We start from the raw sequence: 23,768 nt of genomic DNA, 5'->3' as shown, positions 1-23,768 counted from the left end.
CACTCCGTGGTCTCTATTCCTGCATTATATCACCTTTGCCAATATCTCCATCGCCTGGTTCAGCTCCTCTTCCGTCATGGAGGCGAATCCAAGCCGTGTACCGTTCCGGCTGCCAGGATACTGGCTGCCGTCGGAGAAGCTAAGGCCTGATTGGGCGGCTTTTTTGCTGGCTTCTACGAGGTCGATGTTCTGGTTGAAGGTCGTCCATATGGCCATGCCGCCATCTGGCAGGCGGAAGTCGACTTTATCGCCTAGATTGTCTTGCAACAGTTTTCCGAGGTGGTCCCGCCGGCGCTGATAGATGCCCCGTGCCCGTCGTAGGCTGCGCGGCAGGACTTCCAGCCTGAAGAGTTCGAGTACGGCATGTTCCAGGGCGGGGTCTCCCTGCCGGTCAACGATGCGCCGGAGGCGCGTAAGCTGTTCGATCAAAGCGGGTTCGCCGACAAGATAGCCCAGCCGGAAGGCGGGCGAGATGGCCTTGGTAAAGGAGCCGGCGTAGAGTAGCCGCCCGTCGTGCCGGGCACTGGCCAGGGGCATGATGGGGACGTTGCCGTAATGGAAGTCGAAGTCGTAATCGTCCTCAAAAACGAAGAGGTTGTGTTGGCGGGCGAGCTCCAGCAGGCGGATGCGGCGGGCAGCGGGCATGATGACCGTAGTCGGGTATTGATGGTGTGGCGTAAGGTAGATCATCCGAACATCATGCTCCTCCAGAAGCTCCGCTACATGATCGGTATCGAGACCTTTGTCGTCGAGCCTGGCCGTTAATAATTTAGCACCGTGATAACGGATGGAGTTGTTGCCATTGTGCCAATTAAGTTCCGGAACAATGACTTTGTCGCCCGGTTTGACCAGTGCCGTCAGGCACAGATGAAGTGCATGGGTGACGCCCCGGGTGAGCAGGATGTGTTCGGGGCCAACCATCAGTCCACGAGTGGCACCGAGGTAATCGGCCAATGCTTTGCGGAGGGGCAATAGCCCTTGTGGGGAAGTATATCCGAGCCGGTGGTACTGATTGCCACGGCGCAGGGCACTCTTCCAGGCACGTTCAAGCTCCGTTAGGGGGATTAACCTGGGGTCGGGGAGCCCGTCGTCGAGGTGAAAGGGGAGGTGGTTGACCGACTCCTCTATTTTTAGGTAAGCGGGTAATTTTATGGGCGCGGCCGCAGGTGCAAGTTCAGTTTCAGGAATCGCCACCAGGGTCCGTGCCTCCATGTCGGGCAGGTCGGTAGAGACGAAGGTTCCCCGCCCTTTTTCCGTTGAGATCCAATCCTGAATTTGCAGCTCCTCGTAGGCCTGGACGACGTTCTTTCGATGAACGCCCAATTGCTGGCTGAGCTGGCGGCTGCTCGGCAGCCGGGCGCCGGGTTGCAGGTATCCCAGTTGAATCTGTTCGATCAGCCCCTCCGTGATCTGCCGGTAAAGCGCAATGCCATTGTTTCGGGTGAGGGTGAGTGGCCTTAGCATAAGTGGACTACTTTGTTTTGCAATATTGGGCTGGTAAAGGTAGTCCGGTTGGCGGTATTTTTGCACTATAGCCATTGGGAAATCGTCAACTTTGGCTCAAATGTCAGCAATGAAAGATCAACCACCCAGAACTACTCCTTCCCGCTATCCCAAGCGTGCGCACCATGATGCGGCAACGATCTACCCGATCCTTGATGAGGCATTGTTTTGCACCATGAGTTTCGTTTGGGAAGGCCGGGTCCGGTCTATTCCACAGTCCATCGTGAGGGTAGGGGATGCAGTCTATTTCCATGCCTCGGTGGGAAGCCATTTCTTCCGCAGCCTCGCCCAGCTGGATGAGGTATGCATTACCGTCATGCTGGCCGATGACATCGTAGTGGCGAAAACCGCTTTTGAACATTCGATCAACTATCGGTCGGTAGTGGTATGGGGAAAGCCAGAAGTGATCGAAGACCACGACGAAAAGTACGCCGCCTTTAAAGAGTTGACGGAAAAGATGGTGCCCGGTAGCTGGGATTACCTGATTCCGATGACGGACAAGGAGATGGCCAAAACCCTGGCAATAAAAGTGCCGCTGACGGAAGCATCGGCGAAAATTCGGCAGGGACCGCCGTCACCACATGAAAGTGAGCGGGAAGTCTGGACGGGGTTGATACCGATTAAGCCGTTGCGGGGGGCGGCGGTTGCCGGGCCGGGTGCTGAGGGGATTGAGTTGCCTTTGCACTTGAGGGGGAGAAGGGTAGAATAACCACTAAGGCACTAAGGGGAGTAAGTTTTGCACTAAGGGAAAGGAAAGGGAGAGTTAACACTAAGGGCACACAAGAAAAAACTTAGTGCAGCCCTTAGTGTCCTTAATGCCTTAGTGGTTAAAAAGAAGGTGTTCAAAAAACCTACTTCACGACAAACGAAGCCTCCGCCATAGTCCCATCCACCTCCAGCACCGCAGTGTACTTACCAGCCCGGAGGTAATAGACCCCGTTGTCAGCCGCTTTAACGGTGATGGCCCTGGTATCTTTTTTACGGTCTTCGTTGAGGGCTCCTTCCATCATTTGGGCGAAGCTGCCATCGAAGGACATGTCGTAGGGGATAACGTTGACGCCAGGTTGCAGGTCGACGTTTTTAGTGAAGAGCGTTGTTCCGTCCTTGCTGTTAATTCTGAGTACTGCACCTGCGGCCGCGCCCGGTAAATACACCTTGAATTCGGTCTCCGGCTCACGTACTTCAAAATTAAAACCCTTGCTGCCGTACCGGTCGGAATACCGCAGGCTGCCCGGTGACACCATGGTAAGGACTGGTTTGTCGACCGCCGCCGTACGCAACAAGCCAATGTTGGCCTTGTACAAACTACGCCCGTGGGTGCCAACGATGAGGTCCTCCGCCTCTTCCTGGATGGCCAGTGCATGTACTGCCACGGCAGGTAAGCCACCGTGCATAGCGACGAATTTATCGCCCCGGTCCATACTCACGTACAGCCCATGATCAGTGCCCACGAACAGCAGCCGCTCGTTTTCGGCGTCTTCCAGAATAACGTTGACCGCCTCGTTGGGGAGGTTTTTCCCGATCGGCGTCCAGGTGTCTCCCATATCTTCGCTACGGTAAACGTAGGCCGCAAAATCGTCATTCCGGTAACCGTTCAGTGTGGCATAAACGACCTTTTTGTCGTGCTTGCCGGCGGAGACATTGGTGACCCAGAGGTCCTGCGGAAGGCTTTCGTCAATCCGCTTCCAGGTGGTGCCCGCATCGCTGCTGCGGTGAATTTTGCCATCGTCACTGCCGGTGTACAGCAAGCCGAACTGCAACGGGCTCTCATCAATCGTGGTCAGCGTGCCGTAAGCAACGTCCCCCTTTTTGCCGCCGTGCGTCAGGTCCGGGCTGATGATGTCCATCTTCTCGCCCTGGTTGAAACTCCGGTGCAGGAAGTTGCTGCCCAGGTAGAAAATGTCGGGCTGGTGCGGGCTGATGAGGATGGGGGACTGCCAGTTCCACCGGTAGGGACGCTCGCCGAGCTCGTGTTTTGGGGTAATGGAACTGCGGGTGCCTTCTTTGGGGTTGAGCCGGAAATAGTTGCCGTACTGGAAGCCAACGTAGACGGTTTCGTTGTCGCGGGGATCGACCTGTACCTGCATACCATCGCCGCCAAAGAGGGCTTTGTAGGGGTACTCACCGCGTTGTGTCCATCCGGGACTGGCTTCGTAATCGCCGGGCCCGCGCCAGGTGCCGTTGTCCTGCAAGCCGCCGTACACGCGGTAGCCGTCGGGGTGGTTGTCCACCGCAACATCGTAGAACTGGCCCAGGGGCGGAGCGTTGCATTTGATCCAGTTCTTGCCGCCGTCGTAGCTGATGTTGACACCGCCGTCGTTGCCGTTGATGAGGTGATCGGGGCGGTTGGGGTTGATCCACATATGATGGTGGTCGGCGTGGACGTTGTCACCGTTAGCACCGCCCCAGGTCTTACCGCCGTCGGTGGATTTGGCGATGGGAACGCCCATGGCGTAGATTGTTGACGGGTCTTCGGGATGGACGGAAATGGTGCCAAAGTAGTAACCGTAAGTATTGTAGATCGTCGGTAGGTAATCGTCGTGTGTCCGGGCCCATTTTTTTCCGTCGGAGGTAGAATGGTAGAGCTCGAATCCCTTTACCGGGGTTTCGAAAAGCAGGCTGTTGGCGTCTTCGAGGTATTCGACGAGTTGGGCGGTGGTCACCTTGTTTGCCGCGACTTTGGCCTTGACGTTTTTGGCGTTGAGTGAACGATCGAATCCGTTACTGCGCAAGAAGTCCTCCACCTGGTATTCTTTCAGGTCCGCGAAAGCAGCCTTGTCCATTTTGCGCAGTTTGTTCTTGGTGAGCGAATCATCATCTTCCTTATCGAGTTCTTCCGCAGTTTTACGGAAGTAGTTGTCGATGGCCGCGTAGAGGTGGCGTTTGCCCTTAGTATCGTAGCTGACCGCCAGGCCGATGCGCCCGCCACCATCGCCGGTGGGGAAGCCCGCGTTGGTGTTGCTGATGCGGCTCCAGTTCGAGCCGCCGTCGGTGCTGTGCCAGACGCCGCTGCCGGGGCCGGACTCCTTAAAATCCCAGGCCCAACGCTGGCGTTCCCAGGTGGCTGCGAAAAGTTCGTTGGGGTTGCGGGGGTCGCGGATGAGGTCAACCGCACCGGTTTTATCATCGACGAAGAGGGTCTTGGTCCAGGTCTCGCCACCGTTGGTGGTTTTGTAGACGCCGCGCTCGGGGTTGGTACCGTAGAGGTGGCCCAGGGCAGCTACCCAAACGGTGGAGGGGTCTTTCTGGTCAACGATGACCTGGCCGATGTGGTGGGTTTCGTCGAGGCCCATATGTTGCCAGCTACGCCCGCCATCTGTACTGCGGTAGACGCCATTACCGGCGTAGCTGCTGCGGCTGGAGTTGACCTCTCCGGTGCCGACGTAGATGGTCTTTTTGGCCCAGTTGACGTCGATGGCGCCGATCGTCATCACGGCCTGATCGTCGAAAAGAGGCTGGAAGGTTATGCCGTTGTCCTTCGTTTCCCACAGGCCACCACTAGCGTAGCCGACGTAGAAATGGGTCGCGTCGGCGGGGTCCACGGCGATGTCCGATACCCGGCCGCTCATGATGGTTGGGCCGATATTGGTGAACTCAAGGCCGGCGGCGGGGCTGTTGCTTTGCAGCTCCAGGCGTTGTTGGTAGGCTTGCTGTCGCTCCTGGGCGGTGGTCGCCCGTTGGGCGAGTAAGGGCGTAAGGGAGAAAAGTAGTAAGGGGAGCATGAGGAAGAAAATTGGCGTCCTTCCTTTACTCCTTTTTCCCTTTCTTCTTTTTTTCTGGGCGCGGCCGCCGGTGCAGAGAAAGTGGACTAAGGAGCAGTGTTTTGTAATGGGTAAGTCTCTCATTTTTGGTTTTGATCCGGTTAGGTTGGGAAAGTAATGCTTTATCCCCTTGAATAAATGCATATTACGAAAATTAATCACTCAGCTATGAACGAAACTAACGACAAAGTAGCTCAGCTTGGAAAAAATATCATTGTGCTCTGCGATGGTACGTCTAATCAAGTAAACGTCTACAGGCCAACGAACGTGGTTCGGATAGCTGAAAGGCTCAATAATTCAACGGCCGATGGCCGTCGCAGGTGGTATTCTATGATCCTGGCTTAGGCACTGAAAGCGCCCCCGGAGCGCTTACTGCTGTCGGCAGATCAATCACCAGGGTTCTCGGATTAACTTTTGGCTGCGAAAACCTGGTAAAATGATGGAAGCATTTACGGAATGATTGCATCGATGATCAATTGAATAAGGTAAATAATCCTGTTTATCAGAGCTATCCTTTCTCCTGGCCCCTGGGGGCTGGAATGAACAATCCGGTTTGCAACTACGTATCAATATTAAAATAATGTAACTATGAAACGTACTGCAACCGCCGAATGGAACGGCACCGTAAAAGAAGGTAAAGGCACGCTAACGACTAAGTCGAAGACCCTGAACAAACAGAACTACAGTTTCCACAGCCGTTTTGAGGACGGCGCGGGCACCAACCCGGAGGAACTCATCGCCGCAGCCCACGCCGGCTGCTTCACCATGGCCCTCAGCAATATGCTCACCGATGCTGGCTATACTCCGGGCGACCTGCACACTGAGTGCGCCGTCGATTTTCAGGACCTCACCATTGTAGAAAGCCATCTGGAGGTGACGGCAGAGGTGCCCGGCATCGATAAAGATGAGTTCGACAAGATCATCAACAATGCGAAGGAGGACTGCCCCATCTCTAAAGTGCTGAATACGGATATTACGATGAATTATACTTTGAAGTAAATAGCATGACTCATGTTTACGTTTCTGGCCGTATACGAGAATCAAAAGAATCTGATGAAGTAATATCAAGTAGAATGTTTTAACGAACGATCCGGTATCACTTCTGGTTATAACGGTATGCGAATATTCGTTCTTTCTTTTACCTTAATTACAGCCATCATGACTAGTTCAATCAACCCGGATAATTCATCTGCCTCTGCTAAAAATCAAAACGACGGTGCCGGCGTAACCGTACTCTATGACTTCTCTGAGCAGGGGCAGGGCAACTGGTCCGTGGAGGATGATGTAGTCATGGGTGGACGCTCTGAAAGTCATCTTGAGATTACGGAGGAAGGGCAAGCAAGATTTTTCGGCCACGTTTCCCTGGAAAATAATGGGGGCTTTTGCTCTTTTCAGCAAACCATAGAACAAGACCCTTACGTGGTTACGGGGAAATCCGCTTTCTGCCTCCGTCTTAAAGGAGATGGTAAGGACTATAATTTTCGGGTACGGACTCCCCAAGGGCGTCATTCCTATGCTTTTACGTTTCCGACTAAGGCAAATGACTGGGAAATCGTAACCATCCCCTTTGACGCCATGGAGGCTACTTACCACGGAGAGCCAGTTGACGTTCCCAACTATGCCGGAGAGAAAATTGTGGAAATACAAATCTTGATCGGAAATGGTAAAGCAGAGGACTTTGAATTACTGCTTGAAGCCATCTCGGTACTTTAATCCCTTTAAGGGACGCCGTACAAATAACAAACGTCTTTTGACCGCCTTATTTTGCCGCCACCACACTTGAAAATTCTTTCCATAGCTAAGGCTATGCAAAGAATTTTTAAGCGAGGAGGGAACAAAAGTGTCAGATCAAAAACCAGTAAATTAATTGTACGGCGTCCTTAAGCTATAAAATATAGGAGCACTCGCCTGGCGAGAAGTTCTCACCACAGGTCGGCTTTAAGCCGACCTGTGGTTTTCTAGGTGCATCATAATTTTTCTCCATGATACAGGAGATTCGGCTTTTAATTTTTTGATTACCAGATATCATTAGCACCGTTGGGTGCAAATCAAATTGTCGCACTTACCCGGCGTAAGCACTCAGGTGCTACCGGTAAGTGCGACAATTTGGTTTACTCCCTTACCGATTACGTACTTTGTAGACCAAATTTGTCAGGTTTAATTTCGAAGCGCGCATGAAAAACACCACCAAACGCCGGCTATTGATCGGATGGCTACTGCTTACCATCCTCGCAGGTATTGTATACGTGACGGGTTTCGACGAAACTGTCGTGTACGCCTACCGCGACTGGAAGCACGACCGCTGGCTCAAGGAATGGCTGAAAACCGCCGAACCCACCAACGCCCCGAACGCCCAACGGTTGGAAAAGGCGGTTACGGCCGACTACCTCGGCGAACAAAAGGACGTAGACATCTTTTTGCCCCGTGGCTACAACGATAATGACTCTGTTCGTTACCCGGTGCTGTATTTCTACGATGGCGACAACCTCTTCGATCAGATCATCGCCGAAGGCTCAGAGTGGGAAGTTGATGAGGTAATAAACCGCATTGATTCTGCCGGCGGACCGGCGTGTATTGTCGTCGGGATCCAGTCGGGTGTTAATCGCTCGGCGGAGTACAAACCCTATCCCTCTAACCAGGTAAAGGAAGACGGCGAGGTCTTCGGCAAGCAGCACGCTGAGTGGTACGCCCGCGGCTTGAAGCAATGGGTTGATACCAACTACCGCACCAGGCCCGAACCGGCGTTCACCGGCATCGGTGGCTGTTCCCTGGGTGGGCTGATGGCCCACTACAGTTTAATGACCTACCCGGACGTCTACGGCATTGGCATCATCTTCAGCCCCTCCCTGTGGGTAGACGAAGCACAATCGTTGTCGCTGATAGACGAGCATCCCGATCTCAGCAAGGCCCGTATCTTCCTCAACTCCGGTGCGCTGGAAACACCCATTGTTGAAGGCTCCGAACGATTGCGCGACCGCCTGCTAGCGGCCGGTCTACCGAAAGAGCAACTGTACTTCGACATTGAGCCTGATGAAGGGCACTGGCACGCTACGTGGCGGAAGGGGTTTGCTAAGGCTTATCCTTGGGTGTTGGAGTAGTTAACGCCAAGCAGCAAACAGTTGCCAGGAAAATTAATTATTGAAGAGCACCAAGCCTAATTATTAAAAAAAAGTAATGAGAACTCTATTTTCCTTAATATTAGTGTGTTTGATCCATTATTCGGTTTTTTCTCAAAGGGTCTCAATAACCTTGATTCCATACAAGTCAAAATCAGCATGGGGATATTCTGATGTGAATGGGAGAATAGTTATCAAACCAACCTATAAATATGCAGGATTCTTTGAGGGAGAATTTGCTGAAATAAAAACTAATGAAGGTAAAGGCATAATTAATCGGAGCGGCAATACTGTTATTTTACCGAAATATAATAGTTGTGAACACTTTTATGGTGGTTATTTTAAAGTTAAGAAAGGAGATAAATACGGTATTGTAAATTCTAAAAACAGGACGGTCTCAACCAATGATGTACTCGCTCTGCGACAAGCGCCGTTTTAGCTGGCAGATGCTTTGTATGCCAGCACTGACTTCAGTCAGAAAAATTGAAGCACAGCCAAGATTCCTGTTGTTTTCACTAGCTTGCCTTAACGTCTGATATCCACCGACCATCCAACCACTCCCCCAATGACCATCAAACCCTTCAAACTAGAACGCTACTACACCCAATACGAATTCACTTCAGATTACTCCATCTGTAACTCAGATTGCGAAGCGATGACCGTCGGTGACTTATTAGCCCTGGAAGACGGGGCTGCTGTCAAGCTTAACAACCTTTGGCTGGGTTATACGGAGACCAAGGGGCACCCGGAATTAAGGCGAGACATCGCCAGTATTTACACAAACATCAACGCAGGAGACTTGCTGGTCTGCACCGGCGCGCAGGAACCAATTTTCCTGTTTGCACACGCTAACCTGACGCCGGGAGATGAAGTGATCGTTCAGGCTCCCTGCTACCAGTCCTTACAATCGGTACCGGAGGATATTGGCTGCAAGGTGCTGAACTGGATGGTAAAATATGAAGGCAGCCGGCCCACCTTCGACCTGGAAGAATTGGCAGGCATGGTGACGGACAAGACCAAGGCGATCATCCTGAATGCTCCCCATAACCCAACGGGTTACCATTTTACCAAAGCTGAACAACTCGCCATTGTGGAGATCGCAAGGAAGCGCAACATCATTGTTTTTTGCGATGAGGTGTACCGGGAGTTAGAGCACAGCCCTGAATATGCCATTCCGGCATTTGCGGATGTTTACGAAAACGGAGTTTCCCTTGGCGTAATGTCTAAGGCGTATGGTTTGCCTGGATTGAGAATTGGTTGGCTGGCGACACGGAATAAAGCTATTCTGGAAAACGTCGCCATTCTGAAAGAGTACACGACGATCTGTAATTCAGCGCCAAGCGAATTTTTAGCTGGCGTTGCCTTGCGAAACCGGCAGCAGATCCTGCAACGAAACCTGCAAATCGTTCATGACAACTTGCCGCTCTACGATCGGTTCTTTGGGAAATACGGCGACCTGTTCTCCTGGCACAAGCCGACTGCTGGCCCAATCGCCTTCGTGAAAATGCACTTCGATACGGATGACGTGGCGTTTGCAGAGCGAGTGTTGAAGGACGGAAAAATCCTGCTGCTGCCCGGAGGAATATATGATTACAGCGGATTCTTCAGAATAGGGTTTGGCCGAAAGAACCTACCTGAGGCGCTTGAGAAGTTTGAGGAGTTTGTACTTGATACGCTTGTTAGTTTGTGATGTGGACTGGTAAGCACTTGGTTGAGGGGAGCACCCGAATAATTTGATTGACCTTTCCATATTTCGCCAAGGCACTTGAGCTTTATAGTAGCCAGAATTGGATCAATAAGTCAGCTTCGGTAAGCGACGAAACAGCTCTTGGAGGGAGGTCTGTCGTGTGGTCAATCATTGCTTTTAATCCCTCTCTTTGCACCTGCGACCGCGCCCTCTGCAGTCAAATAGTCACAGAGTCAAGTAGTCAGATAGTCAACCATGCCCCCAACTTCTTCCTGGATCCCTGAGGCGTTAGATTGCTAAGGAAGTGGGCGGGGACGCAGGTGCAAAGGATGTTAAAAAGCAGGGCGTACCGTATAAGTCTACCGAAACCGCTTAGGTAGAAATCCTTGTTTTACCACTCTGGTCTGCGAATTATGGACTATTGTCCCCTAAAACGAATATCTTGATTCGGTGAACAGATATTTTTGACCATCCAGTTGCCTCCGGCTTCCCGGAGTTAATGTGAATAAAAAGCACAATGAGACATTGGCTACAAAGACCACTTCGGCAATTTGCCCCCAGCCTGCTGCTGCTGTTTTCTCTTACGTGTTGTACCCCGGAAAAATCATCCACAAATTTAGCTGCTATGAAATCCCCCAGCCCGGTAGAAATAGAAACCTCCATGAATGCCGTTACTTCGGGTGCCGGACTTAAAAAGAAGGATTTCATGACCATCTGCCGGCAATACCTTGCCGGTGATAATCCCTCGCAATTAGTTATGAGTCTGATGGCGAGTAACAAATACCTGGCCGAGACGGTGATCTTGTTCGGTAACCATCTTCGGGGAGCAGGGAGCGATGAGCAAGAAAGCATGCGAATCATCGATCAGATGTACCGTCACTACGTAATCAATACCCAGGGCCCGATCCCAATTTATGATACCGACGTATTAGCCACCGATAAAGACGATCAGTTTGACGTTTTTGCCGAAGCGACGGAATACGCGAAGATCTTAAGTGTTGGGGTAAGCAAAGCAGCGGATGGTACCTCCTTGCTGCTCATCAATGGAAGGGAGGTCCCGTGCCCCTCCTGGGGCGTGCTGCCGGGATGGAGCCCGGCGTATTCGTTGCGTAAGGTTGGCCCGGTCATCAATAAAGTTCGTTATGGGCGGGATGATGTCATCCCTTCCTCCGTTTTTGGCTTCGACGAAAATGCTGGCCGGTTGACGCTGGAAAACGCCATGACCCTGGCCGACTTTTCTCACCTCGCCTACCTTAACCCCGACTTCATCGAAAAGCAATTGAGACAGTGGGGGTACCATTCCTTCGCTTGGATTGAGGATGGTAAAACTGACACCCAGTCTTTTGTGGTGGCTAAGGATAACCACATCGTCGTCTGCTTTAGGGGTACGGGTAGTGGTCAGGACTGGATCGTGGACGCCAAACTGTTGAAGACCAGTTCCATCGATGGAAAGGGTAGGGTACACCGTGGATTTAAATCTGCACTGGACAGTGTGTGGGACCGGATCGCCATGACGCTGTCTACCTTCGACGATAACAAAAAGGTATACTTCACGGGACACAGCCTGGGCGCAGCCCTGGCGCAGTTGGCGGCTTATCGCCAGGCCATTTCCGGCCCCAACAAAGTAGGCGGTGTATACGTCTACGGCTCACCCAGGGTGGGGAATCGGGATTATAAAGCAGCCTACGACGGCCTTTTGCAGGACAAGACTTTCTTACACATTAACAATACCGACCTCGTCCCTCAGGTCCCTCCGCGCATCCTCGGGTACCGGCACCTGGGGGATACGCCTAACCGGTTTGACATTGGTCATGTACTGTCCAACCCCGTCGAGTCCTCTCAGGAGGACGGTCTGGAGGTGGAGCGCATTGATCAGCTGTCTCCTGAGCTTCAGGCCTCCATCCGGGAAGACCTGAGGGCCGCTAACCGGTCGGTAGAAGCTTCAACCGTGTTTTTAGAAGTGTTACCACAGGACTTACAGTCGGTCTCTTATTCCACGACATTTGAAACGGGGAGGGTCGATGACCACAGCATGGATCAATACCTGTTTAAATTCGGTTGCGCGATTGTGGACGGGGAGTTTAAGCGGCTTAGTGGGGGACGGTAGTTTCAGGTAGAAACCAATCTGCCGGAGCTATTTTGGGGCGAGGGCCTCCAGGCCCGAGGCGTCGCCAATGGCGACGCTATCCTGGCGCATTGGCTGGGCCAACGTGGTTTTAAAGCGCGGCCTCCGCCCTGGAGGCCTTCGGCCAATCCAAATTCTTATCACCCTACTTCTGATGTACCGTTAAATCATTATCATCCACCCAACAAGATAAGTTACCAAAAACATGAAATTTTACACCTCGCTTCCTTCCGGTCTACAACCATTTTATCAGGAAGAGCTAATGGCTTACCAGCTTGAATATCGAAAAGGGAACCTGGAGCGAGCCTGGCAACATCTGGAACGCGCGCACATCATCGGCCAGCGATACCCTTATGCCCACACCTGCGTCCACTGGAAAATGCTGCAATTTGGCTTCAAAATCAAAAGCGTTAAGGAGGTTGCAGGACAAATACCGCGCCTGATCTTCGGTGGGGTGAAATCCTTTGTTGGGAAAGTCCCGGTTGGAAATCCTGGTGGGGCGAATGTTCCGCCGCTAAAGCCATTTCCGATCGAGGAGGGGTTATTGGAAATCTTTCTTAAAGCAGATGTAACCCCAAGATGAAAAACCATTTAGACTTTTCCGACGCCGAATTTTCTTCAGAATTTGAAAGTTGCAGACTGCCACCTGAACTCTTTACCCATGAAGCACACCTAAGGTTGGGATGGATTCACCTTAAAGAACAGGGAGGCGAAGCAGCGGTGGAAATCGTTCGTAAGCAGATAGCTAACTACGTAGTTCATCTTGGTGCATCGGATAAATTCAACGTAACCCTGACTGTTGCTGCGGTGAAAACGGTACAACACTTCTGGCAAAAATCGACCTCCGACAACTTTGTTGACTTTATGCTTGAGTTCCCTCGCTTAAAATATAATTTTAAAGAGTTGATTTCAGCTCATTATGGATTTGACATCTATAATTCTCAGCGAGCTAAAAAAGCGTTTCTGGCTCCTGATTTATTACCTTACGACTAGTACAGTGAATGATGGGTGGGAACTCAAGATAGCATTGTTGAAATATCCGCCACACTTTCAATTAGCCAGTTGAGGATTTTTAACGTAATCACTAAATACCAGGTTTGCCAGACAGATTTAAGGACTTCTTCAACAAATTGACAGGTTCCGGCAAGTACCTGTTCCTCCTAGACGGCACCGGCGCCCTCCTCTCCGCCTTCTTCCTTGGAGTAGTGCTGCGGCAATTTCAGGCTCTTTTCGGCATGCCCGAAGATCCGCTCGCCGTACTTGCGCTGCTGGCTTGCGGCTTCGTCTGTTATTCGTGGACTTGCTACTTTCTGGTAAAGGATAAGTGGCCCATTTTCCTGCGAGTGATCATGATTGCCAATGCCTTATACGCTTTGCTGTCGCTTGGCCTGGTATACCGGCACTTTGAGCAACTTACCGCATTGGGCGTGACGTACTTCGTTCTGGAATTGATCGTATTGGTAGTCGTGGTTTGGGTAGAATATGTAGCGATCCATCGTAATAAATATACCCAGTAGTGTGCCAGCGATCTTAGGTGCGAAAGTAAGCAGCTAGTGTGTACGCTGATTGACAGATCATGGGAACCAGACGGTCTCCCAAGATGCTTTCCGTAGGTTTGAGTGAACTCGCTCCCCATTCAAAACACCCACTAATGCGGCAACGGCTTATTCCTTTATTGATGATCGTGCAACGGGTAACTTGGCCTACTATCGCATCCTGGCCCGGGACTTTGATGGGGAGGAGGATTACTCCCTCGTCCGGCGGGTTACCTGGCGGGCCGATGACGAGCGGGCAGTGAGGGTCTTCCCGAATCCTGTGGGTGGATCAGCCCTGACGGTGAACTGGGTGAGCCCGGAAGCGGAACGGGTCAATTGGCACGTCTACAACACCTATGGTCAGGAGGTTCGGAAAGGCCATGTGGGCGCGGCCGCAGGTGCAAATACCGTTGAATTAGCCGTGGATGAACTGCCGGCCGGGGTGTATTTGCTCCGGCTTAGGTCAAAAGACTGGGACTGGACGGGGAGTTTGGTACGACGGTAGAGGGGATTCCGGAGAGATCCAATCATTTTGCCCCGGGTGAGGCGGTACGCCGAAACCCGGGGATTGAAAGAGGCAAGGCCATTCGGCGGCGCGCAGCGCCGCAACCATCCCTCTATTCCATATACCCACCCATAATCGGATGCTTGTACGGGCGGAGCTCGCCCCCGGCGTACCATAATTGAGCCCAAAATTCCCGAAAGCTTCCACTAAATCCACAACCTCTAGTAGCTTTAACCCAATGACTGAGAAAAGCACCCCCACAAACGTCAAAAAATTGGCCAGCGACCTGCTGCTCAACGCCGCCAGCCCCACCGAAGCCGAGCGCATCATCAAAGAAATCCACACCGGGTTCCAGGAAATCACCGGGCTCACTGGTTTCGACACTAAGCTGGAGCACCTTGCTGCGGTGCCAACGGCGAAAGGCGCCGCCCTTGGCCTGAACCACGCTGCGCAGTGCTTGCTGGACTTTAAACGGACCACCAAATTTCTCACCAGCGTCGTTGCCGCCATCCGCAATCAACGGGCGGCGCATCCGGACCAAACCGTAGAGGTTTTCTACGCCGGCTGTGGGCCGTATGCTCCCTTCGTTACCCTGGTTGCGCCCTTGTTTGAGCCGGGAGAAGTCCGGTTCTCTATTCTGGAGATCAACGAACACTCCCTCGTCTTCGCCGGTAAACTGATCGAAGACCTTGGCTTGTCTGGTTACCTACGGGCACAGTACCAGGCGGATGCGACCGCATTCACGGTGCCCGCAGCGGCCGATTATCACCTGCTTATCAGTGAAACCCTGGATGCGCTCTTGTACCGGGAGTGTTACGTTCCCATACTCCTGAACCTTTTGCCCCAGTTCCGGCCCGGCATCACGCTGATCCCCGAGAACGTGGTGATCAAAGCGAAGCTGGAGCCAACGCCTGGTTCCCCATTACAAGCGGAGGAGTTGGGCATCATCATCGATGTCCGGAAATCCGTTGCTGCCGGCAACGGAGACCGCACCATCCCGGCTCAACTGCCCAACGTACAGGTCGATTTCAGCAAGTACGACATGACCACCTACCAGCGCATGTTGCTGGAAACCCATGTACACGTCAGTCAGGATAATTGGTTGACGACCAACGAATCCTCCCTGACGCTGCCCCTGGGGCTGGAGTTGGTCCAACCCTTTACTTACCGTTGTATGGTCTTTACTTACCTGATGGAGCCTTCGATTGAGCTTACGTTTAAGTTAGAGGATTGATTCGAGAAAATCTCGCCGGCCGACAAATCCTTTTGAGCTGGTGCAGTACTAGTCCACCGTAAACTGAGTTTTTAGAAATTTACCGAACCTGAATTTCGCGTAGCGAATACAGCATAGTTTCCCTGGATGAAGTCCGGGGTAACGGGCTAAGGACTATGCTTACGACGCGTAGCGTCGTCAAACCTTAACGGCCCTTTTCGTTACCTGGGACTGCGTCGTTCCTCCTTGTCCCAGGCAATTCAAGTGCAGTAGCTACGCGACAAGTAAAAAGCAGCGAAAACTTAAATTACAGTGTACTAGCAGGGTGATGTGTACAACTGAATCTGACTCAAAGTGAGTAGTCGCTTTATTATGCACATTGAGCCTGTACGCATGATGCCGAAAACATTTATGTCCCTACCTTCCCCCCATGAACATCGCCTTCCTAGACCAAGCCGCCCACCCCTACCTCCAGCAAGCGCTCGCAGAAGCGGGGCATGCCGTTACCGATCTCTGCACCCGCGACCGCGCCCACATTCTGGCCGAACTGAAGAACTACGACGGGCTCATGGTCCGCAGCCGGCTCAACATCGACCGGGAGCTGCTGGATGCCTGCGGACCGAGCTTTAAATTCGTCGCCCGCTGGGGCGTCGGGACCGACCACATTGACCTGGAACACGCCAAACAACTCGGCATCACCGTGTTCAATAGCCCCGAAGGCAGCAAGCATACCGTAGCCGAGCATACCGTCGGGATGATGCTGATGCTGCTCAATCACCTTGGCCGGGCCGACCAGCAGATCCGCGCCGGTGGCTGGGTCCGCCGGGGTAACGTGGGGACCGAATTGGGCAGCCTCACCGTCGGCCTCATCGGCTATGGAAACATGGGCCAAATGACCGCCCGACGCCTGGTAGGTTTCGGTTGTAAAGTCATCACTTACGATAAATTCAGGACGGATTACGGCGATGAATACGCCACCGAAGTAAGCCTGGAAGAACTGCAAAGCCGGGCCGACGTTGTCTCTCTCCACCTCTTTTTAGAGGGTAACCACTACTACGTTAACCAGGATTGGATCAACGCTTTTGCCAAGCCGTTCTACCTCATCAATACCGCCCGGGGGCCGGCGGTGAATACCGCTGATCTGGTTGCCGCAATGGAATCCGGAAAAGTCCTCGGTGCCGCCCTCGACGTGCACGAATACGAAGAGCAGAGTTTCGTCCACCTGGAGCCAGAAGACCTGCCGGCGCCGTTTCAATACCTGGTCCGTAGCAAAAATACGGTCCTTACGCCCCACATTGCCGGGTGGAGTGCGGAGGCGGAAGAGGGGCATGCGCGGACCCTGTTTGCGAAAATCATGGGGGCGTTTGGGTGATGGACTGTTACCACCCATCGAGATGATTGGTTTTAAAATATCCTGTGCGTCCAGCCGCTCATCCGATGCGTCTTTTGACCTGGCGCAGCCGGGCAAAAGTTCATCGGATGTGTTGCCGGGGTTGAAGTAGACATTGATTTCGTTCAGGTTTCAGTTACAATGAACGTTGAATTACTACTGTTTTTTTTGCTACTCACGCATTTTACACATCCGATGAACTTCCTGCGGCTACGCCAGCAGAAAGATGCAGCGGATGAGAAAATGCTACACACTACCGCAGTATAACATCCACAATCACCTCCTGCTCACTGTAGCCCATCAACCTGACCTTCAGCGCCCGTTCATAAACCTTGATGGAGGCAATGTCCGTAGTCGCTAGTTTTTTTAGTTTGCGCAATTTAATGGGGTTTCCCTGTAGCAGATAAACCACCTGCTTACCCGCCCCAAAATCCTTTGTTTCGTAAAGCGAGAAAATATCAGCAGGGATTTCCTCCGGGGTGAGGGTGTAGTCTGCACGGGGAGTAATATCGTCCTTGGTTTGAATGATGATGACACCATTCTTACCTCCTTGGCTGCCATAAAGAACTAGTGCACTTTCTCCTTTGAGGACATTTATCGATTCAATACTTGCCGGGTTGAGATCTTGAAGATCCGCTTTCTCGGCGGGGTACCCGTTGATGATGTACAGGGGATCACCCGTGTCAAGGGACGAGTGAGAATGCAGAATAACTGGCTGTTGCGAAGGCGCATCTGGAGGAATCGTTAGACCTTCCCACTCCGACTTAGGTTCAACCTGGGCGGCTAGACAACAAGAAAGTAACAAGCAGAAAGCCAGAGATAATAGTCTCATTTTTCGAATGGGTTTGGTGAAGTTGGTACAAAATACAACCATCTCCGATTATCCCATAACTTGGTGTGCAGAACCACTACATTGCAGACTTTTCTGAACCCTAAACCCTTAATACTAACCCCTGAATACTTCAAAAATGGAACTCTTCATTCTAACCATCGACTACGCCGGCACCTTCGTCTTCGCCATCTCGGGGGCGCTCGCTGGCATGAAGCGCCAGTTCGATGTTTTTGGCGTTTTCATTCTGGCGTTGGTCACCGCCATCGGCGGGGGTACTTTGCGGGATTTGATGATCGGCAGTACCCCCGTCGGCTGGATGTTGAATCCGGTTTACCTGTACATCATCTTTGGCGCATTCCTGTTTGCCTACCTTTTTCAGCCCTATATGCGTAAGCTGCGGCGCAGCATGTTCTTGTTTGATACGATCGGTATTGCGCTGTACACCATCCTGGGCCTGCAAAAGGCGCTTGCTTTCGGTCTGTCACCCATCATTTGTGTTTTTCTTGGTGTGGTTTCAGCTACTTTTGGAGGGGTCATCCGCGACGTGCTGTCCAACGAGGTGCCGCTGATCTTTCGAAAAGAAATCTATGCTTCCGCTTGCCTGGCTGGCGGGATTTTGTTCCTGCTCACTGAGCAACTGATCGGTGAGCCATTGGCGATGGCGGTGGCCATTATTACGGTATTTGTCATTCGGCTAATGGCAGTGAAAAATCATTGGACGCTGGCTTTTGGTAAGAAGGCATCGGGCGGAGTTTAGGTAAGGCCCCAAAGGGGTTTTCGGGGTCGTGCAGGGCGGGCGGGGGCAAGCTTTCAGGTTCATAAAGACATGGGCGGGGGCAAGCCCCGCCCGTACAAGCGTCTAAGTTGTTGGCCGCGTTCGCTCAGCGAACGCGGGTTGCCCCTACTAGCGAGAATTTTATTCAATATTTAGGCAAACATCAATCGTTTAATGCATCGAGAATCGCCAGGCTTTCGGCAGTCCCGTATTCGCTGTTGATCTTTTTTGCCATTTCCAGGCTGCGCTGTGCGCCGGCTCGGGCTTCGTCGAGCCGGCCCAACTTCACGAGGGTCTGGGCCCGGAAGAGGTGCTCCCAATAACTGGGCGTATCGTCGAGTTCAATGGCCTTGTCGAACCAGGCCAGGGCCTGAACATAGTTTTTGCCGTCGCGCAGTTCATACATGGCTGCATTGGAGTAATCTGCGGAATTTGGGCCGGCGAGGGTTTTTGCAATAGCCTCATTCATAAAGACCTTCGTCTGCAAGCCAAAGGGAATAACGATCCGGGTGTTCTCCCACTCCATCGCCAGCGTGAAGTGGTCGTTAGAAATCTCTTCGAAACTATAGCTAAGGGTTTCAATTGGCTTAGCAAGTACCTCCCGGTTGACGACCAGAGTGGCCACGACTTTCTTCTCGTCCCATTCGTCGGGCGCGCCATATTTGTTGACCTCGTCGTAGAGATAAACGGTCCATTTTTTTTCACCCGGCTTGGAAAACAGAGTGTAAGAACCGGTTTTCACCAATGTATCGCCGAAGGTGATTGGTTTACTGATGACCAGACGTGGGTTGCGGTTAGCTCCTCCACGCCAGATTTTTCCCCAGGGTTCCAATCCGCCGAATATCTTTCGACCCCGCATGCTCGGCCTACCGTAGGACAATTCTATTTCGGTGGCAGCAATGGTGATTTCCGTGGTGGTGAAGGGACTTAGATGGAGATACGGAATTTGGGCGCGGACGCAGGTGCAAAGGAAGGTTAAGAGCACGAGAGGGTAGAGAACACGCATGGGAGAGTGAGTTAGTAAATGGAAGAAGGAGTGCGTTAGTGAATGGGAAACCGCTTAAGGCATCTGTATCATGACGAAATTGCCTCTGGCAATGAGCGGTAGCGTCGGCCTCCGGCCGCGCGGGCAGCTATCAAAATATTTGCTTGATGGACGGGTAAAGATTTCGCGGATGTAGATCGACGTTTACGCTCGCCGAGAAGGAAGTTTTGTCAAGGCCTTACAACCATGGGCAAGGCTGCACTTCCATGCTCTCTTCTATTTCTCCTTCGTTAAAATTAACGGAATAACTGTCTTCCATAGCCTTCAGGTCTTCGTCGGGCGATGAAACGGAAAACGGGGCGGATTCGATTTCTACTAAGCCTTCCTTTTTGGTAGTAACCATGATGGTACCTTCGTAGCCTTCCAGCCCCATCATGACCATTTCTGCATCACCCTTGATGACGTCAACGCTTTCAATGAGCCTCAGGCTCATGGCCTTGGTGCAATTGGCCTCAACGCGCTTTCCGTCTACGAAATAAGCGATGTGGTTTTGTGTTTCACTCACCTCCATTAAACCGGAAGGTTGCGCGGTGTTTGATTCCCGGTTTGCGGAGGTTAAACGCTTTTTGGTCACCGGAGCTTTCTGCTCGGGACGGGGTGTCTTGACTTTAGTTTTATGGTCTTGGGCAATGTTAATGGTGGATTTGACCTCTTGTTTACGAAGGTTGGAGGGGCACGGGGCAAATTGGATTGAAGCCCTTTCACTGATGCCTAGCTGCAATGGCTTGGGAAAGGTCAACTCGGGAATTTCCGGCACGATTTGGGTGAACGTTTGGTCATCCATCCACAATGCCGGCTTGGTCCGTTCCTGAATGGCTTCGTACTTACGTTGGGCGCGCTCGTACTGTTCCCGGGCACGGGGGTTGGACGATTCTGGCGGCTCGGGGGCTGCGATGTAGGGGAATTGATCGACTGTTTTACGGGTAGGGCAAGGCGTGCCGAGGGCCGTTTCGGGCCTTTCGGTCACCATCCAACGGTAGTTGCCGGACGGATTGAGTTTACTAAGGCGGTACTCGATGTGCGCATTGGCCGACTGGTGCAGGAGTAATAAGGGGAGTTGAGCGGTAAGCTCGGCGCTCTCCATTTCCTGCTCCTCCAAACAATTGGCTGCACCTGCGTCCTCGCCCCAATTCGTATAACTTAAGTGCGCCGCCCCCAGCAGAACAACCAGCAGCATAGAGAACGCAAAGTTCCGGTCTGTCTGGTTGTCCTCGCCGAGGAAAAGGCGCTGAATGCGCTGAGAAAACGGGGTTTTGGTGGCACTCATTACAAGGTTGTTTGGGGGGATATGGGAAGAACGGGCCACCGTGACAAGTGCCGAAGCGTAAGTGCGTCGGTCCTCGCATCGGGCGGCCACCCAATCATCGCAACGGTGCTCACGTTCCTGATCAATCAGGCGGCAGAGGGCGTGTACGGCGGGGTGATAAAAGAAAAAAGCTCGAATAAATTGCTGGGGGTAATTAAGCCAATGGTCGTAATTGCGCAGGTGCGCTATTTCGTGTAATAGAATGGTATGAGCCATCTCTGGCGTGAGTTCGTTGACCAGGGCAACCGGGAAAACAATGACCGGACTCCAGAAACCAAGGGTCATTACTTCACCTACGCGGTCGCTTAGGTAGCACCGTACCCTGCGGGTGGCGGCATGGCGGTTTAACTCGTTGCCAAGCCGTGCCGCCCAGGAGATGGGGAGGGCAGAAAGGCCTTCATGCTTCATTTGCATGACGCGGTCCTGATCGCGAATCAAAAAGAAAATTGCCGGAATTAGCCCGGCCAGGTAAACAACCGACAACCACGGTGCAATACTTGGCACCCCTCGCTGTAACCACTCAGACCAGCCGATGCCTGCTTCCTGTGCGGAGGCGAGCAGCTGTAACCCACTGAGCGATTGGCCACCGGCAAGTAGGTTTTCACATAATGGTTCGGGGTCATAAACGAAGTAGAAGGTAAGTCCGAAGGTCGCAGTCAGGACCAGCAGGGCACCGTAGGAAACATTATGTCGTGCAGCCGGTGAGGACAGCAATGGAAAGAGTGCTTTTACGCCAACGAAGAGTACGGCACCGATCCAGAGACTGTGAAGTAATGCCAGCCCGAAGGCAGTAGCAAAAGGTAGCAGAGTTGTAGTGAGTTCCATAATGAGTGAATCCTGAAGGCTTACTTTTTCTGACGGTTGATCCACTGCTGGAGCTCATCGAGTTCCGCCGGAGTGGGCTTTTCATTACCCAGCGCCCGTAGCGCAAGGTTAATGGTCGAACCACCGAAGGCCGTGTCGGCCAGGCGGTCAAAAAGTCTTCGTTCAATCTGCTCACGGCGTGGTGCCGCGATATAGGTGTGTGTGCGCTGATCGGTATTTCGTTCTACCAGCCCGGCCTTGGTCATTCGTTGCAGTTGAGTCAGTACGGTGTTGTAACTTACTTGCCGTCGGGCGCCAAGCCGATCATGCAAATCCTGCACGGTGGCGGGCTGTTGTTGCCACAGAAGATCAAGAATTTCTAATTGCGCCTCGGAAGGCATAGGGTCGTTGGCCATGGGGGAAGATTTTGCGTAAAGATAAACTACACTTGTAATACTACGCAAGTAGTAGAACGTTAAAAGAAGTTAATTATTGATCGCTTCGCTCAAGTTGCAGGCCAGTCGCTTCGCTCCTTGTTGCAGAGTGCCTTCGGCGCGTTGCAGGTTGCAGCTACCGCACGAGGTAGCTCGCTCCGCTCGTTTTTAATGCTTTTTTTAAAAAAAGCTGGAAAAACTTGGATGAATTGCCTGTGGCATTTTTTTTCTGCAACCTGCAACCTGCAACCTGCAACCTGCAACCTGCAACCTGCAACCTGCAACCTGCAACCTGCAACCTGCAAAGGATTTATTGATTCAACGCGTCTAAATAGAAAATCTTCCGTTCCTGCTGTAAAAATTACCTATTTTATCCTAAGTTTAGCTGATGGCTATTGGTGCTGATTCCTGATCTGGGAACAAAACTCTCGTCACCTCGTTAGTCTGCGGGTTTTCACCTTGGTAATTTTTGCTGTATGCCGTCTCTTTTTCCGTCCCGTTTCTTTTTCCTTTATTCAGTACTTTGCCTGGCCTTGATCTCTGGCTGTGCTACCGACGAGCCCTTCCTGCTGACTGGCCAGCCCGACCCCGACCCTGAGGTTGATCCGGTTGAAGCTACCTTCGGTGGTCGGTTGAACATTTCGGATCTCTTCAATTATGCCAGTCAACCGATCCCCGATTACATCAATCGGGACAATACCGGACAAAACGCCATCACGGATGCCCGGGCAACCCTGGGGCGCGTACTTTTTTATGACCGGCAGCTCTCTAATATCGGGACTATTTCCTGTGGCAGTTGCCACCGGCAGGAATTGGCCTTTGGGGACAACTCCATCGCCTCCGTGGGCGTAGCCGGCACTACCAACCGCCATTCCATGCGGCTGATCAACGCCCGTTTCGGTGATGAGTCCCGCTACTTCTGGGATAAACGGGCCAACTCGCTGGAGGAGCAAACGACGCAACCGATTGAAGACCACATCGAAATGGGGTTCAGCGGAACTAACGGTGCTCCCTCCATTAATGATCTGTTGGACCGGCTGAATGCACTGGATTACTACGGCCCACTCTTTCGCGAGGCTTACGGTTCCGATCAGGTGACGGAACCCAGGATGCAGGAAGCACTTGCGCAATTCATTCGGAGCATTCAGTCTTTTGATTCGAAATTTGACGAGGGCCGGGCACAGGTACGGAACGGTGGAGAACGGTTCCCCAATTTTACTGACGAGGAGAACCTGGGGCGCGAGCTTTTTGGTGGGCGACCGCAGGTCGCCAACAGCGAGCGGGTGGGTGGTGGCCTGGGCTGCGGTTCCTGCCATCAGGGACCGGAATTCTCCATTGATCCGAACTCCCAAAACAATGGCGTTACCGCCGCCATCGGCGGCGGGATGCCCGACTTGTCCATTACCCGCTCGCCCACACTCCGTGACTTGTTCCGGCCAGATGGAACCGAGAACGGACCGTTTATGCACAATGGCGCGTTTCGGACCATCAACGATGTTCTCGATCATTACAACGCCATCCCGGCCAGTAACCAGCAGCTAGACCGCCGCCTATCCTTCGCCGGCCAGCCACAGCGTTTGAACCTCACCCAACAAGAACGCCAGGCCGTTATTGCCTTTTTGAAAACGCTTACCGGTTCGGCGGTGTATACCGATGAACGGTGGAGTAATCCATTTGAGGAGTGAAGCGCCTGCGGCGCTTAGGGATCAGTACACAGTAAACAGCATTCAGGGATCA

Annotated in this window: 22 protein-coding genes; 16 read left to right on the top strand and 6 right to left on the bottom strand. The window is 52.5% G+C overall.

Features of this window, described 5'->3' with window-relative positions; translation table 11 throughout:
- Positions 1-24 precede the first annotated feature (24 nt).
- On the bottom strand, positions 25-1,464 hold the full coding sequence (gene pdxR, locus B036_RS0104865; RefSeq protein WP_026231705.1) for a MocR-like pyridoxine biosynthesis transcription factor PdxR: 1,440 nt from the start codon (positions 1,462-1,464) through the stop codon (positions 25-27).
- Between the two features lie 100 nt (positions 1,465-1,564).
- Between pdxR and B036_RS0104860 the strand changes: the two genes are divergently transcribed.
- Positions 1,565-2,212, top strand: a complete 648-nt coding sequence (locus B036_RS0104860; protein ID WP_211217368.1) for a pyridoxamine 5'-phosphate oxidase family protein — start codon at positions 1,565-1,567, stop codon at positions 2,210-2,212.
- A 142-nt stretch (positions 2,213-2,354) separates the two neighbouring features.
- Here the strand turns inward: B036_RS0104860 and B036_RS28100 are convergent, their stop codons facing one another.
- Positions 2,355-5,225: a WD40/YVTN/BNR-like repeat-containing protein gene (locus tag B036_RS28100; protein WP_020567564.1), complete on the bottom strand. Its 2,871-nt coding sequence runs from the start codon at positions 5,223-5,225 to the stop codon at positions 2,355-2,357.
- A gap of 207 nt (positions 5,226-5,432) precedes the next feature.
- Here B036_RS28100 and B036_RS33420 point away from each other — a divergent pair, with 207 nt between their 5' ends.
- From B036_RS33420 to B036_RS0104790, 13 genes are all read left to right on the top strand, one after another.
- Entirely contained in the window at positions 5,433-5,609 is a 177-nt protein-coding gene (locus tag B036_RS33420; RefSeq protein WP_169435032.1) for a phospholipase effector Tle1 domain-containing protein, read from the top strand.
- 243 nt (positions 5,610-5,852) lie between these two features.
- Entirely contained in the window at positions 5,853-6,263 is a 411-nt protein-coding gene (locus B036_RS0104840) for an OsmC family protein (RefSeq protein ID WP_020567562.1), read from the top strand.
- 159 nt (positions 6,264-6,422) lie between these two features.
- Entirely contained in the window at positions 6,423-6,977 is a 555-nt protein-coding gene (locus tag B036_RS28095) for a CIA30 family protein (RefSeq protein ID WP_052333914.1), read from the top strand.
- A 461-nt stretch (positions 6,978-7,438) separates the two neighbouring features.
- Positions 7,439-8,362, top strand: a complete 924-nt coding sequence (locus B036_RS0104830) for an alpha/beta hydrolase (RefSeq protein WP_020567560.1) — start codon at positions 7,439-7,441, stop codon at positions 8,360-8,362.
- A gap of 76 nt (positions 8,363-8,438) precedes the next feature.
- Positions 8,439-8,819: a WG repeat-containing protein gene (locus tag B036_RS32850; RefSeq protein ID WP_071596756.1), complete on the top strand. Its 381-nt coding sequence runs from the start codon at positions 8,439-8,441 to the stop codon at positions 8,817-8,819.
- Positions 8,820-8,945: 126 nt separating this feature from the next.
- Positions 8,946-10,070 carry an aminotransferase class I/II-fold pyridoxal phosphate-dependent enzyme gene (locus B036_RS0104825; RefSeq protein ID WP_020567559.1) on the top strand — a complete coding sequence of 375 codons (1,125 nt, stop codon included), beginning with the start codon at positions 8,946-8,948 and terminating at the stop codon, positions 10,068-10,070.
- A gap of 622 nt (positions 10,071-10,692) precedes the next feature.
- A complete protein-coding gene (locus B036_RS31655; RefSeq protein WP_020567558.1) occupies positions 10,693-12,174 on the top strand; it encodes a lipase family protein in 1,482 nt (493 codons plus the stop codon).
- Positions 12,175-12,397: 223 nt separating this feature from the next.
- Positions 12,398-12,775 carry a DUF3703 domain-containing protein gene (locus tag B036_RS0104815; protein ID WP_020567557.1) on the top strand — a complete coding sequence of 126 codons (378 nt, stop codon included), beginning with the start codon at positions 12,398-12,400 and terminating at the stop codon, positions 12,773-12,775.
- Positions 12,772-13,185: a hypothetical protein gene (locus B036_RS0104810; RefSeq protein WP_020567556.1), complete on the top strand. Its 414-nt coding sequence runs from the start codon at positions 12,772-12,774 to the stop codon at positions 13,183-13,185. Before B036_RS0104815 ends, B036_RS0104810 begins: the two co-directional genes overlap by 4 nt.
- A gap of 104 nt (positions 13,186-13,289) precedes the next feature.
- Positions 13,290-13,709 carry a hypothetical protein gene (locus tag B036_RS0104805; RefSeq protein ID WP_020567555.1) on the top strand — a complete coding sequence of 140 codons (420 nt, stop codon included), beginning with the start codon at positions 13,290-13,292 and terminating at the stop codon, positions 13,707-13,709.
- A 181-nt stretch (positions 13,710-13,890) separates the two neighbouring features.
- Positions 13,891-14,232: a T9SS type A sorting domain-containing protein gene (locus tag B036_RS0104800; RefSeq protein WP_020567554.1), complete on the top strand. Its 342-nt coding sequence runs from the start codon at positions 13,891-13,893 to the stop codon at positions 14,230-14,232.
- Positions 14,233-14,470: 238 nt separating this feature from the next.
- Positions 14,471-15,466 (top strand): SAM-dependent methyltransferase, encoded by a 996-nt coding sequence (locus B036_RS0104795; RefSeq protein WP_020567553.1) that lies wholly within the window; start codon positions 14,471-14,473, stop codon positions 15,464-15,466.
- A gap of 409 nt (positions 15,467-15,875) precedes the next feature.
- Entirely contained in the window at positions 15,876-16,817 is a 942-nt protein-coding gene (locus B036_RS0104790; protein WP_020567552.1) for an NAD(P)-dependent oxidoreductase, read from the top strand.
- A gap of 271 nt (positions 16,818-17,088) precedes the next feature.
- Here the strand turns inward: B036_RS0104790 and B036_RS0104785 are convergent, their stop codons facing one another.
- Positions 17,089-17,667, bottom strand: coding sequence for a TonB-dependent receptor plug domain-containing protein (locus B036_RS0104785; RefSeq protein ID WP_020567551.1), 579 nt, complete (start codon positions 17,665-17,667; stop codon positions 17,089-17,091).
- 136 nt (positions 17,668-17,803) lie between these two features.
- Here B036_RS0104785 and B036_RS0104780 point away from each other — a divergent pair, with 136 nt between their 5' ends.
- Positions 17,804-18,424 carry a trimeric intracellular cation channel family protein gene (locus tag B036_RS0104780; RefSeq protein WP_020567550.1) on the top strand — a complete coding sequence of 207 codons (621 nt, stop codon included), beginning with the start codon at positions 17,804-17,806 and terminating at the stop codon, positions 18,422-18,424.
- Between the two features lie 181 nt (positions 18,425-18,605).
- Here B036_RS0104780 and B036_RS0104775 read toward each other — a convergent pair whose 3' ends face one another.
- The 3 genes from B036_RS0104775 to B036_RS0104765 form a co-directional block, all read right to left on the bottom strand.
- Positions 18,606-19,448, bottom strand: coding sequence for a DUF2911 domain-containing protein (locus tag B036_RS0104775; RefSeq protein WP_020567549.1), 843 nt, complete (start codon positions 19,446-19,448; stop codon positions 18,606-18,608).
- Positions 19,449-19,665: 217 nt separating this feature from the next.
- Entirely contained in the window at positions 19,666-21,618 is a 1,953-nt protein-coding gene (locus B036_RS0104770; RefSeq protein ID WP_020567548.1) for a M56 family metallopeptidase, read from the bottom strand.
- Between the two features lie 20 nt (positions 21,619-21,638).
- Positions 21,639-22,013 (bottom strand): BlaI/MecI/CopY family transcriptional regulator, encoded by a 375-nt coding sequence (locus B036_RS0104765; RefSeq protein WP_020567547.1) that lies wholly within the window; start codon positions 22,011-22,013, stop codon positions 21,639-21,641.
- Positions 22,014-22,507: 494 nt separating this feature from the next.
- On the opposite strand from B036_RS0104765, the gene B036_RS0104760 reads away from it, so the two are divergent.
- Positions 22,508-23,716, top strand: a complete 1,209-nt coding sequence (locus tag B036_RS0104760; RefSeq protein ID WP_020567546.1) for a cytochrome-c peroxidase — start codon at positions 22,508-22,510, stop codon at positions 23,714-23,716.
- Positions 23,717-23,768 lie beyond the last annotated feature (52 nt).

The sequence above is a fragment of the Neolewinella persica DSM 23188 genome (assembly GCF_000373105.1).
GTDB classification, from domain to species: Bacteria; Bacteroidota; Bacteroidia; order Chitinophagales; family Saprospiraceae; genus Neolewinella; species Neolewinella persica.
The sequence above is the reverse complement of the archived record's forward strand: the minus strand, read 5'-3'. Positions and strand labels throughout refer to the sequence as shown.